We start from the raw sequence: 13,545 nt of genomic DNA, 5'->3' as shown, positions 1-13,545 counted from the left end.
ACAAAACTAGATGTCATTTTATTATTTCGACACTATTAACATAATTCCTTTCAAAAAACCTTTTTTTTCACTAGTAACTTAGTACTATTCTACAGAATTCCACTATAAATAATTGTATCAAATTTGCCCTACTGACTTCAAATGCAGTTTTTGCTATTTTACTGGTTTTTTTGTTTTGTAATATAAACTTAATATTAGATTATGTAAACTAATTTGGTTTTTTTTGTAGAATTCTATCTATTTTTTTGTTATTTTCTTAAGAATTATCCAATATCAAATTTGAATAGTCTAGCATAGTCTATATTAGAAATATAACAGGACAAATACTGAGGAGGTAAAATTTAATGTACCAGAATATGCTGTTGTTTATCTTAATTGGGTTTGTAGCTCAGATAATTGATGGTGCCCTTGGTATGGCATATGGCGTGAGTTCAACTACTATGCTTTTAAGCATGGGAACACCTCCTGCTGTTGCCAGTGCTAGTGTGCATTTAGCTGAAGTATTCACAACCCTTACGTCGGGAATTTCCCATCTTAAACTAGGAAATGTTGATAAAAAATTATTAAAAAAACTTGTTTTACCAGGAATAATAGGTGGTGTCTTAGGAGCTTATATTCTTACTTCTATACCTACTGGAGTAATCAAACCTATAGTAGCTATATATTTGCTGATTATGGGAATCAGAATCCTATATAAAGCAAGGAAAAGGATAAAGAATAAAGAATCTTCTTATAGCAATAATAAAATCTCAATCATAGGGCTTTGTGGAGGTTTTTTTGATGCTATAGGTGGAGGTGGTTGGGGGCCAATAGTTACTTCTACTTTAATAGGTAATGGACATGATACTAGATATACAATTGGATCAGTTAATTTATCAGAGTTCTTTGTTACAATTTCTGAGGTGTTAACATTTATACTTTTTATCAAGCTTACCCATTGGCAAGTAATTGTAGGATTAATAATTGGAGGAATAATAGCCGCTCCATTGTCAGCTATATTATGTAAGAAACTGCCAGAAAAGGTTCTGATGAGAATTGTAGGTATTACAATAATTTTGTTAAGTATAAGAACTATTTTTCTAGTATTTTAATCAATGTATTAAGAAATTGTGTATTAAAATTTTATGCAAGATTATATTCTCATGACTCCGATATTCAGCCATTTCGCTATTTAATTTAAGGAAAAAGTAACTGGATAAGTCCAATCGGATGAAATATTACAAAACTACACTTTATTTGTAAATATGCAATTTCCTCAGTCAATAAAAAACTGTATATCAAGCATAATGCAAGATTAAACCTTATCTTCAACTTTAGAGGAAATTCCATACTAAAATTCTATGTAATTTCATAGGTTTGTGTCCCAGCTTGAAAAGGTTTAATCTTGCAAATTAATTAATATAAATATATACTTCTCATCTTACATTCTAGCTAATATAAAAACTTAGAAATACAAATAGTTGTATTGTTAAAAATAAAGTAATAGAATAAAGTTAAGCATTAGTTTACAATAATAGGATATCTTGATACTAGTTTTAAAATTTATTGCAAAGGAGCTTGTAAATGGATAAAAACAGTTTAAGGAAAGATATTTTAGATAAAAGAAAAGGTCTTTCGAAGGATGAATTAGAACTAAAAAGCGAAAAAATCAAGAAGCTTTTATTATCATCAAAATTTTATCAGAATCCACAATCAATAATGGTATACATAGATTTTAGAAATGAAGTTAAAACTGAAGGTATTATAAAAGAATCTCTTAAGGTAGATAAGGATATTATTCTTCCAATCTCCATAGTTGAAACTAGAGAACTTTTATTATCTAAGCTAATGGATTATGATAAAGAACTTTCTCCTGGTTCATATGGAATTTTAGAGCCAAAACAAGAGTTTATTAGAGAGGTTAAGCATGATGTAATTGACTTAGTTCTTGTCCCTGGTGTTGCCTTTGACAGAAGAGGATATAGGATTGGTTATGGTGGTGGATACTACGATAGATTCCTAAGTAAACTTGATAAGTCTGTTCCCAAAGTAGCCTTAGCCTTTAATGTTCAAATGGTAGATTACGCTTATGAAGATGACCATGATATTCCTGTAGATTATATAATTACTGAAAATGAGATTATAGAGTGTTAGAAATATAATATTAAATAATAGCATATTAACGTATTCTCTTGAAGCCCCAGCTTTGCTGGGGCTTTTTTATGAATCTAAACCATATAATTTATTTATATAATCTATATCTATCTTTCCATTCATAATTTTATATTTTTTTTTCTATATCAAAGGATTTTTTATCCTTATATGTACTATAATAAATATCAATATATTCGTCATTTTTAATTTAACTCTCTTCTTTCTTTTAATGCTTCAAAATAATTTTCTATATACTCAATATCAATAGTACCTTTTTTGACTTCATATTTTACTAATCCTTCTGGCTTTTCCTTTTCATTAGATCGTCTAGTATTAATCTGTAAATATCTAGGCGGATAAATCCATATATCAAAACCACCATTATTAGAATAAAAGGATATCATGTAGTCTGGATCAATTATATCTAATTCTGAATTATTTGAACGTTCTATAAGATAAAGATTGCTAAATGAAGATACAAACTCATTAATTCTATTAACATTATAATCATACTTATCCTCTAGTTTAGTATTTATTGTATTAGTTTTTGAAATTCTTAGCATTGTTGAATCTTTTGATTGTTCCGATTGAATACTAGACTCATCTGACTTAATTCCATTTAGAACTAGTTCATCAAAAGTTCCTCTCCGTGGTATCCTGCTAACAATAACTATATATATAATCAATACAATTATAAAAATTTTTAAAAAGGTTCTTTTAATATTGTTCACCCTTCCTTTTATAATTTACTCTCATTGTAAAATTAATAATGCATCAGAAAATAAATTTACTATATAATCTATAATAGCATATTAAAGACTAAATTTAAATGATGCTAAATCTAAGAAACTATGGATTTCATGCTATAAGAAAGCTACTTAGATTACTTTTCACTATACTAGCTGTTCAATTTATTATAAATTTAAGATAAAAGGAATCCTTTTCTCTACCTTGGATTCCCTTTACTATATACCTATTCTTTATTCTCTTTTATTCAAAATCTTTATTAATATTAGCGTATCTATCTAGTTTATTCTGAACAAGATAGTTTATTGATCCAACTGGATAATTACCCTTTTCATCTTTCTTGCCAGAAGGTACTCCTGTCAATATTTCAATACCTTCATCTATTGTTTTCACTGCATAAATAGTGAACTTACCTTCCTTTACAGCTTCAATTATTTCATCGTCAAGCATAAGGTTTACAACATTTTGATGAGGAATAATTACCCCTTGATCTCCAGTTAAACCCTTCTCCTTACAAACCCTAAAGTATCCTTCAATCTTTTCATTTGCTCCACCAATTGGCTGTATCATACCTTTTTGATTTACTGATCCAGTAACTGCTATTGCTTGATTTATAGGCACTTCACTTAAGCTTGAAAGTAGAGAATATAGCTCTGTACTTGACGCACTATCTCCATCAATTCCATCGTAGGACTGTTCAAAAGTAATACTTGCTGTTAAAGATAGTGGCTTATTTTTAGCATATCTTTCACCCAAATACCCACAGAGAATTAAAACACCTTTGTCGTGTATACTTCCACTTTGTTCTACTTCTCTTTCTATATTTATTATTCCGTCTTTTCCCACAAAAGTGGACGTTGTTATCTTATTAGGTCTACCAAAGGAATACTGTCCGGAATCCATAACTGCTAGGCCATTAATCTCTCCTACCTTGCTTCCACTAGTATCTATTAAGATAGTTCCATCGCTAAACATTTCCTGTAGCTTCTCTTCGTACTTATTATTTCTATAGTTCTTTTCCCTGATTGCTCTTTCTACGCTTTCAAAGGTTACAATTTTCTTGTCTTCAGTTTCTGCCCAAGCATCAGCTTCATATATTATTTCTACAATTTCATTAAATTTAGAAGTTAATTTTCTTTGGTCAGATGCTAATCTACTACTATACTCCAAGATTCTTGCTATTGCTGTTTTATCAAATTCCTTTAATCCTTCTTCTTTACATTTATGGGTTATGAAAGAAACTATTTTACTTATATTTTCCTCATTCTTATCCATTTCAATATCAAAATCTGCTCTAATTTTAAACAACTTCTTAAACTCCTCATCATATACATATAGAAGTTGATAAGTGTAATAATCTCCAATTATAAGTACCTTTAAGTCAATCGGAATTGCTTCTGGCTTTATAGTTTCTGCTACTACACTTCCTTTATTTATATTTTCAATCTTAGTCTCACCTGTTGTTAGAGCTCTCTTTAAACCGTCCCAAGAATATTGGCTTTGTAATATATCCTTTGCCTGAACTATTAAGAATCCACCATTAGCTTCATGAATTGTTCCTGGCTTAATTCTTGTATGATCAGTTTTTAAGATGCCTCTTTCATTTAAATATTCTATTTTCCCCAAAAGATTGTAATAGTTAGGATTAGACTCTCGTACTACAGGAGATCCAGATTTGTCACTATTATCTATAAATAGATTTACTTCATATCTAATAAAGAAATCATCACTTGCTTTCTTTTTTGCTAGTAGTTTTTGTAATGTATCTTCATCTTCCTCTTCATGCAAAAACTCTTCAATGTTTTTTATAACATCATCTTCTAGCTCTGTAAGAAATTGTTCAACATCCTTATTTTCTTCAAATTCATCTATTAATGGATTTATATAAAAATCTATAACATCGAAAGCTATTTTTTCTTTAAGCTGTTTGATCCTATTACTTAGCTGTTCTTCTAACCCTCTTAACTTTTTAATCAGAGTCATAGCTTCCATACTTAATTCACTTGAATTTTCTCTTAGTTCGTCTATTTCCTCTTCTGACAAATTATCTAATTCACTTTCCTTTACTGGTTTACCATCAATTAGGGGAATGCTAACTAACCCTTTATCTGTTTGCTTAAATATAAATCCATAACCTTCTGCTAAATCGTTTAATTCATTAATTACATCTTCACTTTTCTTTTTATATTGATGGTATATAACATTTTTTCTATCATCATACTCCCTTGAAGAAACTGCTTTAGGTATATCTACTTTGAGTTTCTCAATTATATTCTCAACCTTTTTCTTTAAAATACTTCCTTCTCCAGGTAATAGTTTTATAGCTTTTGGATTTTCTGGTTTCTTAAAATTAAATACATAACACCAATCATTTGGTTTATTTCTATTCTTAGCGTATTCTTTGGCAATTTCATAAGAATACGTATTTCTACCTGTTCCAGTCAATCCAGTTACAAAAATATTATAGCCTTTTCTTTTTATAGATACTCCAAATTCTAAGGCCTTCATGGCTCTTTCTTGTCCAATTATATCCTTATGAGAATCTATTCTCTCAATTTTCTTCAATTTTAGCTGTCCTTCATCAATGTTACTTTTTAATTGTTCTACTGGTACAACGCAACTCTTTATCAAAACATTCACCTCCGAAAATTCATATCTGTCAAAATAAAAAACCCTTATTACTTTATATATTCTATAAAACAAAAAAATTTCCTACTATATGATAAATAAAACTGCTTACTCCTATTTTTACCCATTGAGTAAGCAGTCAAAAGTAATAAAAAGAAATTTTTTATTCAATCTAAATTATATTGCAATATATGGTTTTATCATTTTATAATACCAGCCGAAATTTTGACATTTATTTGATGACTGTCATCTACTCGCCCATCCTTATGTCTTGTACTATTTAAAAAATGAATATCAAAATGTCCATCCATACCATTACCCTTAATATAATCAAAGTTCAGTCCAGCGCCATAATCGTCACTTCTCCAGCTAGTATATTCTCCTCCAGGAGCACTATCATTTCCTGCATGAGGCATAGAAGAGGCGCTTGCAGCTATTCGTCTTCCATTATATTCAATTATTATAGGTCTACTTTTCCAACTAAAGCTTCCTCCCCATATTTCCTTCATGGCTGCGGTATCCTCAACTGTTAATGTTTCTGAATCTGCATGATTAGCACCAGTGGTTCTTTCAGCCATAAATGACTTTCCTGTATAGAAATCTACTACTTTAAATTTAGCTCCTATAGGGACTACATATTGAGCTGCATTCCACCAATCTAAGTATTCTCCATATTGTTCTCCCAATGTGTTCATTACTCCAACATCATATACGGGTATTTTCACTATATCTCCAATATTTAAAACTGTGTTTGAACTAGCATTATTTGCTTTTAATAATTCATTTATTTGTAATCCATAGTCATTACTTATAGTCCAAAAGTTCTCTCCTTCTTCTACACTATGACTAATATATGTTATTTCTACGCTAGGTTGCTCTGGAATTACTATTTCATTTGAATCATTTGCATTTTCAGTTGCCTCTGTATTTGATGAACTATTTGGAATTACTAATCTTTGTCCTATATATATAAATGAACTATCATCTAGATTATTTACAGATAAAAGCTTGTCCAAACTAACACCTAACTTATTGCTTATTATCCAAGGAGTATCTCCCGCCACAACTGTATAGTAATTTAAACTATCATTTGTTGAAATTTCTTCTTTAATCACCTCTGATTCAGTAGGAACTTTTATGATTTGGCCAGTATAAATATAATCATCGGAATCCATATTATTAACTGACATTAAATCTATTAAAGAAACTTGTAGCTTCTCACTTATCTTCCATAGAGTATCGCCTTTTTGAACAGTATAGGTTTGTAAGTTTTCTGGTATTGTTAATTTATCACCTATATTAAGAATTGTGTCACCATTTACACCATTAGCTTCTAAAAGCAGTTTTAACTCTATATTATACTTCTGACTTATCTTCCAGTAGGTATCTCCTGATTGAACGTTATATGTCCCTGCAAAGGATATACTCGGAACACCTAACATAGACAATGCTACAACTCCTGTCAAAATTCTCTTGGTTATCTTCTTCATCCTATCACTCCTCATGTATTATAAGTATAATCTTGTTTTAGTTGTTATATTATTTCCACCAGTTTGTTAAGAGAATGTAACGCCTTAGTTAACATAATATCATAATATTGTTATAGATTCGCTACTACTTCTGGTTTTCCTTTATGTAATAATTGGAGTGATATCCATATGAATTATTTATAACCTAATTATTCTATTATAGTAATATACTTATCAATGAGATTAGATTATTTTGAATCAAAAAAAGAAATAAGCTTCTACAAAAGAAGCTTATTTCCAGAAAAGGTTTTCTTTATCCAAATATTGCATTAACTATTAATAGCTCAACAAGTCCTACACCCCATGCAATGGTAGTAGTTACTGACCAAACTCTAATTTGATCCTTAGCATCTTTTATTCCTAGCATCCTATTAACTACCCAGAAATAACTATCATTAAAGTATGAGAATATTAGTGAACCCATTGAAGCTCCAATTGCTGCAAATACAGGATCAACATTTAATGTAGCAATTATAGGTGCTGTTATTGATGCGGCAGTTATCATTGCAACTGTACCACTACCTTGTATAAGTCTTACTAAAGAAGCGATGATAAATGGTAATAGTATTGCTGGCATACTAGTCTTTGCAATTAATTCTGCAATGTAGTTTCCTGCTCCACTATCTCTTAATACCATTCCTAATGCACCACCACCACCAGTAACTAATATAATTATTCCGGCTGATTTAATACCTTGTTCCATCTTCTCTAGTGTATCTTGTCTTGAATACTTATTTGTAAGTCCAAATATTGCAACTAAAAGACCAATTCCAACAGCTATTATTGGTGTTCCTAAGAATGTTATTACATTTACTATAGCTCCTTCATATCCTACTGTACTGATTATAGTATTTAATAATATCAATACCACTGGCACTAATATAGGAGCAAATGCCCTTAATGGAGAAGGCAAATCTATCCTATCATTTTCACTTCTAAAGTTGAAGACAGGTTCTTGATATTCTGTACGAATCCACCCTTCACCATCTTCAGTAGGAATTTGATAGATTCTTTTTCCTATCCATTTACCATAGGCCATCCCTGCTAATGTCATAGGTATTGCCATTATTATACCCCATAATAAAAAGCTACCTACACTTACATTAAATATACCTGCTACTCCTACTGGTCCTGGAGTGGGCGGTACCAAGGAGTGGGTAATAACCAAACCTAATGCTAAGGCTATACCTAAAGATACTACTGATTTTTTAGTTTTCTTTGATATTGCCTTTACTAGGGGAGATAAAACTACGAAGCCTGAATCACAAAAGATCGGGATTGATACAACAAATCCTGTTAAAGCTAGAGCTAATTCTTCACGCTTCTTTCCTAGAGTTTTAATGAATGTCCTAGCCATGGTTTCTGCGGCTCCAGATATTTCAAATATTTCCCCCATCATAACTCCAAATCCTATAATTATACCTATACTTCCTAATGTTCCACCGAATCCACTGGATATTGATCCAACTACACTATCAGCTGGCATACCTCCAATCAATCCAGTTGTTGCTGCTGCAATAATTAATGCAGGAAATGCATGTATTTTGGTCTTCATGATTAGTAAAATTAATAATGCAATCCCTATTACTAAGCCTAATATCATCTGACCTCCAGATACGGCTATATCCATGAATGATTCCCCCTTTATTTTTTTTATAAATATCCCCTGAGGAATTTTATCCCCAGGGCTTATTTAACAAGATTATTGGTTAAACTTAGGTGCATATTCTGCTGCAAGCTTAATTGATTCAACCATACTCACTTTGCTTGCCTTACCTGTCCCAGCGATATCAAAGGCTGTCCCATGATCTACTGATGTTCTAAGGAACGGTAGACCATTAGTTATAGATATTGTTCTCTCAAAGTCGACCATCTTTGTTGCTATATGTCCTTGATCATGATATAGGGACAATACAGCATCATAGCTTCCTTTAAGACCAAAATGGAATACTGAATCAGCTGGCACAGGACCTACAATGTCAAAACCCTTTTCTATAGATTCTTTAATTGCCGGTTCCATTTCTTTAACTTCTTCATCTCCAAACAATCCATGCTCACCACTATGAGGGTTTAACCCTGCAACAGCTAGTTTAGGATTTTTAAATCCTAGTCTACCTAAAGCCTCTACACACCTTTCTATATAATCAAGTAATCTTTCTTTTGTCACCATATCACATGCATCTCTTAGTGATAGATGCCTTGAAAGAAAGAATACCTTTAGATTAAAAACTTGAAACATAGTTAATGGGTCTTCACTATTTGTCAAATCTTCAAGCATTTCTGTATGACCAATATAATTTATGCCACCAGCCTTCAATGCTTCCTTGTTAATAGGTGTAGTGGCAATGGCAGCCACCTCACCTTTCATAGCCAAATCAACGGATTCTTTTATATATTCAAAGGCCGCTTTACCCGCCATGCCTTGAATTTCACCCATTTTCAGACCATCAATATTTACATTATCTAGATCTATTAAATTTAGCAAACCTGCTTCATAGCTTCCCTCTTTAGGATTACTTATAATATTTATATCTAATTGAATATCACAAAACTTCATTGCTTGCTCTAGCGTTGACTTATCACCAATTACTACTGGATTACATATATCAATAACCTCATTATCTGCTAAAGCCTTTACTACTATTTCTGGACCAATTCCAGCTGGATCCCCCATAGGTATCCCTATATATGGTTTATTCATTGTGACTCTCCTTTCTATTTACAAGCTCTCATGAAGCTCATTCGATATTTTAGTTAATAAGTATTCTATACAGTCTATCATTGCCATAGAATCTCCTACCAATCCACCCTTAGTTATAATAGGAGTGTTATCATATTCTCCATCTATGATCCTGCCGTAAGCTGCTAGTGGAAGAACCTCATCCTTTACTTTGATTCCAACGGCATTTAAGTCTTGACATACTGCTACGGTTACATCTCCACCACTTGTATATAATCCACCAATAATAGAATTAGTCTCATCCATGATTTTCTTAACTATACTAGATATTCCCATAGTAATTTTCTGAGCGATATCATCTTCTGTCACATTAAGTTTTATGGCATGTTCTTTCAAATTTAATACTTCATTCTCATTATTAGTAGTTATAACACCAACTATTTCATAGTCTTTCATTTCTCTTTTTAATTTTTCTGTTACCCTATTAATTTCTTCATTTGACGTATTATCATATATTAATTTTTCAGCATCTATATTTACTAATAAGGGTGAATATTCAAGCTTTAATTCCTCTAATTGATTTCGAGTTAGATTAGTAACGCTTCCAATAGCCATCATAACCTTTCTTCCCGGCTCCTTCATAGGCTTTTCTATATTAAGCTTTGAATACTCTGATGTGAATGGACCTGGATCCACAGCAACTATAGGTAATTTTGCATCTTTTGCTGCCCTTGCTATCCTATTAATATCATCATCAGTTGTAGCATCTATAACTATTACTCTATTTCCCTTATTTTTCTCTTCAATTATAGAGTCTCTAATCTTGTCCACACCTTGAAGAACATTACTTAAAGATATATGTCCAACTTCATACTTACTTTGTTCCTTAATAATATCTGGCACATAAGATGTAAACACTGGTGTCTTAGGGTCCTTAGCAACATCTGTTTTTTCTAATGGTACTGAGTGTACCATCAAATATCCTCCAATAGTGACCCTGCCTGATGATGGGAATGCAGATACAACTATTGCAAGTTCGTTCCCATTGAGATTATCCAGTACAGCATCAATCTCTGACCCAATATTCCCCCTTAGTGTACTATCTACTCTTTTTGAGAAAAACTGTATTTCTTTATCCTTAAAAAGTTCTACTACATTTGCAACCCTATCATATGCTCTATTTTCCTTGATTCCCCTGCTATCAGTACTTATGGATATAATGTTATAATCATTATGCTTATCTTCTGAATATGACTCTAAATCTAAAAATGTTGCAGATTTATATCCTTGTCTTGCTAATAAAACACTTGTAGCATTAGCTCCCGTTAAATCATCTGCAATAATTACAACCTCTGGCATTACTTTGCACCTCTTTCCATTTAAACCAATTCAATTGGTATCTCTTTATCTTTAATCTCACTCACAGTATCTTCATGTAAGTTTTCATCTGTTATTATTAGGTCTATTTCATCAAGACCACAAACCTTTGAAAAGCTTTTCTTTCCAAATTTAGAGCTATCTAAAACTAATATAACTTCATCGGAGGAGCTCATCATTGTTCTTTTTAATCTTGATTTCTCTAAGTTAGGAGTGGTTACTCCTTTTTTTAAATCAATTGCACTAGTTCCTAGAAAAGTTATATCAGCATATATATCTTCTAAAAATTCTTCTGCCTTAGTACCTATGCAAGCTCCCGTTTCACTCTGGATGACTCCACCAGTACAAAATACTTTTATCCCTTTGGCTTTAGATAAAAAAGCACCTATCATTATGTCAGTAGTTATTACAGTAATATTTTTTTTATCCTTTATTTTCTTAGCAATTTCCATAGTTGTAGTTCCAGCATCCAATATAATTGTGGAGCCTTCCTCAACTAAAGTTGCTGCATATTCTGCAATTTTTTCTTTTTCTTCATTTGCCGAGTCTGCTTTTTCACTGTAAGGTATTTCTTGATTGACATTACTAACTGCACCACCATGGGTTCTCGTTAATAAATTATTATCCTCAAGATATTTTAAATCTCTTCTAATTGTCATTGTTGATACCCCTAGCTCACTGGCTAAATCTTCAACAATAACCTTCCCGTTTTTCCTCATAAGATTAATAATATAATTTCTTCTCTCTGCTTGGAGCATATTTACATCTCCTTTATGTTCAATTTTAACATATTCTTGTGTTTGTATTTGTGTTTTTATGTTTGTTTATGTTTATTATACACTTATGAAAATGTTTTCGCAAGTCTTTTTTTATTTCCAAATGAAAAGCATTAAGTAGTGTATCTGTAAATTTTCTTCTATTTTTCAGCCAACACCTTATTATTTTTTGTTTTTTGATTTATTTTCCCATTAATAAGGTTCCTTGTTCTAAAGTATTTATCCATCTCAAATGTTTTTATTTGTTCACTTTTGTTTAATTTGAATGAAACCAAACATATCCCTCAAATATTTTTATACAAAAAAAAGAGCAGATTGCTCTGCTCCTATCACTTATTCATCATACTCTACTTCAAGTCTAATATTTTGAGGTAGTTCTTTAAGGTCTGTTTTTACTATTGTATAAGGATATGTAATGACCTGAGGTACTATCTGATCTGGGCTAGGATCAGTATATTTGGCATATACTATTAGATTGAAATAATCATCACTCTTTTCTTTTTCTATTCTGTCTATAGCTACAGAGTAACCCCCTGTCCTTTTTTCACCTCTTGTAACTATAACATAAACACTATCTTCAATCCTACATGCCAGTGCTCTCTCTTCAACCCTATACTGTGGTAGTATTTCCTTAATTTTTTGTGGAATTTGTTTTTCTTCTAAAACATTAAATTTCACGGTATTATCACCTTCATTAAAAATTAGTTTAGGAATAAAGATGATTCCTAATACTATTATAACAACTAAGCCCAAAATCCAAAGCCTTTTCATAGAATAATCCTTTTTCACAAAATACCCCCTTCTCCATTTTTGTGCGATTAATACAACCGTATACCTTAATAAATACTATTCTTTAGCTCTGGATTTTATGATAATTTTAGGAGAATATAGGAACTTTAATTAATTCTTTAATAAATCCTTCCAAATTTCACTATCACTTTTTATGAACTCATTCAAGTCTTGATAATTTATTTCATATTCGGCATGACCACCTACAGCGTATGGAACGCTAATAGATATACCTAAGGAATCTTCCGTTAAATAACTATAAACATCCGATTGATTTTCCGTTCCAATATTATCTAGGGAATCAGCTTCAGTAAATTCTCTTTGTAAATCCTCTACAGATAAAGTACTTAAATCAATATTTTGCCCTTGTTCATCATTCACAGCTGTAAAATCTCCACCTATAAACTTTTGAATAAAGTCAGAGTTAATATTTATAATATCTTTTAATCTTATTCTAGTTCCTCTCTCAATATCAATATTGGTTGTATAAAAAAGCTTGTTAGGATGAGCAACCCCACTCACAATTCCAAGTCCTGAATACTGAATGCTCAAAACACTTGGTTCTTGTAAAGTAATGTTATAGTCAATATCAACTTCTACAGGAGCAAAAGGATTCTCATAGTATTTCAATACTTTAAGAGCTTCTTCTTTAATAATATTATTCACTTTATCTTGTTTCTCGGTATCAGATAATCCTGTTATCTGTGGATAATTAATACTATAGCTTACCTCACCTTCATTACTTAAAGAATTCGATTCTGTTATAGAATAGTTTTCTACCTCATTTCCATCAGTATTGGAAGTGTTACTGTCACAGGCACTAATGTTCATCGCTAATATCATTGTCAATATAAGAAAAACTATTTTTTTCGTCATTTTTGCTCTC

The 13,545-nt window shown here is 31.3% G+C and carries 11 protein-coding genes; 2 read left to right on the top strand and 9 right to left on the bottom strand.

Annotation, left to right across the window (positions count from 1 at the left end; all coding sequences use genetic code 11):
* The first annotated feature begins 344 nt into the window (after nucleotides 1-344).
* Complete coding sequence (locus JMO20_RS04960) at nucleotides 345-1,091, top strand: sulfite exporter TauE/SafE family protein (RefSeq protein ID WP_202708433.1); 747 nt, start codon at nucleotides 345-347, stop codon at nucleotides 1,089-1,091.
* A 472-nt stretch (nucleotides 1,092-1,563) separates the two neighbouring features.
* Nucleotides 1,564-2,133: a 5-formyltetrahydrofolate cyclo-ligase gene (locus tag JMO20_RS04955; RefSeq protein WP_202708432.1), complete on the top strand. Its 570-nt coding sequence runs from the start codon at nucleotides 1,564-1,566 to the stop codon at nucleotides 2,131-2,133.
* A gap of 203 nt (nucleotides 2,134-2,336) precedes the next feature.
* On the opposite strand, the gene JMO20_RS04950 is transcribed toward JMO20_RS04955, so the two are convergent.
* The 9 genes from JMO20_RS04950 to JMO20_RS04910 form a co-directional block, all read right to left on the bottom strand.
* A complete protein-coding gene (locus JMO20_RS04950) occupies nucleotides 2,337-2,864 on the bottom strand; it encodes a hypothetical protein (RefSeq protein WP_202708431.1) in 528 nt (175 codons plus the stop codon).
* 259 nt (nucleotides 2,865-3,123) lie between these two features.
* Nucleotides 3,124-5,520 (bottom strand): Lon protease family protein, encoded by a 2,397-nt coding sequence (locus tag JMO20_RS04945; protein ID WP_424141322.1) that lies wholly within the window; start codon nucleotides 5,518-5,520, stop codon nucleotides 3,124-3,126.
* Between the two features lie 188 nt (nucleotides 5,521-5,708).
* On the bottom strand, nucleotides 5,709-6,998 hold the full coding sequence (locus tag JMO20_RS04940) for a LysM peptidoglycan-binding domain-containing protein (protein ID WP_202708429.1): 1,290 nt from the start codon (nucleotides 6,996-6,998) through the stop codon (nucleotides 5,709-5,711).
* Between the two features lie 292 nt (nucleotides 6,999-7,290).
* Nucleotides 7,291-8,667, bottom strand: a complete 1,377-nt coding sequence (locus JMO20_RS04935) for a GntP family permease (protein WP_202708428.1) — start codon at nucleotides 8,665-8,667, stop codon at nucleotides 7,291-7,293.
* A gap of 72 nt (nucleotides 8,668-8,739) precedes the next feature.
* Complete coding sequence (pdxA, locus tag JMO20_RS04930) at nucleotides 8,740-9,738, bottom strand: 4-hydroxythreonine-4-phosphate dehydrogenase PdxA (RefSeq protein WP_202708427.1); 999 nt, start codon at nucleotides 9,736-9,738, stop codon at nucleotides 8,740-8,742.
* 18 nt (nucleotides 9,739-9,756) lie between these two features.
* Nucleotides 9,757-11,076 carry a four-carbon acid sugar kinase family protein gene (locus tag JMO20_RS04925; protein ID WP_202708426.1) on the bottom strand — a complete coding sequence of 440 codons (1,320 nt, stop codon included), beginning with the start codon at nucleotides 11,074-11,076 and terminating at the stop codon, nucleotides 9,757-9,759.
* Between the two features lie 20 nt (nucleotides 11,077-11,096).
* Nucleotides 11,097-11,852: a DeoR/GlpR family DNA-binding transcription regulator gene (locus JMO20_RS04920; RefSeq protein ID WP_202708425.1), complete on the bottom strand. Its 756-nt coding sequence runs from the start codon at nucleotides 11,850-11,852 to the stop codon at nucleotides 11,097-11,099.
* A 351-nt stretch (nucleotides 11,853-12,203) separates the two neighbouring features.
* Nucleotides 12,204-12,659: a protease complex subunit PrcB family protein gene (locus tag JMO20_RS04915; protein WP_341533981.1), complete on the bottom strand. Its 456-nt coding sequence runs from the start codon at nucleotides 12,657-12,659 to the stop codon at nucleotides 12,204-12,206.
* Between the two features lie 111 nt (nucleotides 12,660-12,770).
* Complete coding sequence (locus JMO20_RS04910; protein WP_202708424.1) at nucleotides 12,771-13,535, bottom strand: DUF4163 domain-containing protein; 765 nt, start codon at nucleotides 13,533-13,535, stop codon at nucleotides 12,771-12,773.
* Between the last annotated feature and the right edge of the window lie 10 nt (nucleotides 13,536-13,545).

Origin of the sequence: Sporosalibacterium faouarense, from assembly GCF_016765695.1 — a bacterium.
Lineage (GTDB): Bacteria > Bacillota > Clostridia > Tissierellales > VENL01 > Sporosalibacterium > Sporosalibacterium faouarense.
The sequence above is the reverse complement of the archived record's forward strand: the minus strand, read 5'-3'. Positions and strand labels throughout refer to the sequence as shown.

Excerpts from the sequence above, each read along its gene's own strand:
- JMO20_RS04920 (WP_202708425.1), bottom strand. The coding sequence starts at position 11,852 with ATGCTCCAAGCAGAGAGAAGAAATTATATTATTAATCTTATGAGGAAA.
- JMO20_RS04935 (WP_202708428.1), bottom strand. The coding sequence starts at position 8,667 with ATGGATATAGCCGTATCTGGAGGTCAGATGATATTAGGCTTAGTAATA.
- JMO20_RS04955 (WP_202708432.1), top strand. The coding sequence starts at position 1,564 with ATGGATAAAAACAGTTTAAGGAAAGATATTTTAGATAAAAGAAAAGGT.
- JMO20_RS04960 (WP_202708433.1), top strand. The coding sequence starts at position 345 with ATGTACCAGAATATGCTGTTGTTTATCTTAATTGGGTTTGTAGCTCAG.
- JMO20_RS04925 (WP_202708426.1), bottom strand. The coding sequence starts at position 11,076 with ATGCCAGAGGTTGTAATTATTGCAGATGATTTAACGGGAGCTAATGCT.
- pdxA (WP_202708427.1), bottom strand. The coding sequence starts at position 9,738 with ATGAATAAACCATATATAGGGATACCTATGGGGGATCCAGCTGGAATT.
- JMO20_RS04940 (WP_202708429.1), bottom strand. The coding sequence starts at position 6,998 with ATGAAGAAGATAACCAAGAGAATTTTGACAGGAGTTGTAGCATTGTCT.
- JMO20_RS04910 (WP_202708424.1), bottom strand. The coding sequence starts at position 13,535 with ATGACGAAAAAAATAGTTTTTCTTATATTGACAATGATATTAGCGATG.